The sequence below is a fragment of the Shewanella sp. KT0246 genome, from assembly GCF_019654955.1.
Classification (GTDB): Bacteria; Pseudomonadota; Gammaproteobacteria; order Enterobacterales; family Shewanellaceae; genus Shewanella; species Shewanella goraebulensis.
The window spans coordinates 1-598 of record NZ_BPEV01000117.1; the positions used below are offsets into that span (position 1 = coordinate 1).

The following is a 598-nucleotide window of genomic DNA, read 5'->3' on the forward strand; positions in this document are numbered from 1 at the left end:
TGTTTTTTTTTTCAAGCAGAAGACGGCATACGAGATGCTCAGGAGTCTCGTGGGCTCGGGTGCGAAAGTCGCCGCTGATCTCCAGTCGATCGAGCGCCGTGTGCCGCTCTGTTTTGTCCACCCGGCTGTTGAGTATATCCAGCTCTTCGGTGATCTCCTGCAGTTGCTGTTTAAGCTCGCGGATCTTGGTGCTGTCATCCAGTTCTCCGGCCTGAAGCTGGGGGCTGCCGAGCAGAGCCAAACCCAGTGCCTGGGCCACCGCCAGTGCGATAAGAGTACGCATAGTTGATTCTCCTGACCGGCCTTGCCGGTCGTTTTCAGGCAGCAAGCAGCCCTGGGGTAACCCCATACTTGGCTTACTGACTGTTAATGAGTTAAGTGATTACGCGCTATCAACCGCAGGTCTGGGGTTGATCCGAGTCGGCGGCATGGTCGTACAGGAACTGTTGAATATCCTTGAGTTCCTGCTCAGTTAAAGGCTGAAACGCCTCGGGTTTGGCTCTGTGTTTGTCTCTGGCGAAGAATCTGTCCCATTGGCTCATGGTCTTGCTCATGGGAGTCAGTTCGCCACCTATGCCTGCTTTGCTGTGACACTCTT

At 54.7% G+C, this 598-nt stretch carries 1 pseudogene; it reads right to left on the minus strand.

Annotation, left to right across the window (positions count from 1 at the left end):
* Positions 1-392: 392 nt before the first annotated feature.
* Positions 393-598, minus strand: a pseudogene (locus K5Q58_RS20705) (cytochrome c); the annotation flags it as partial.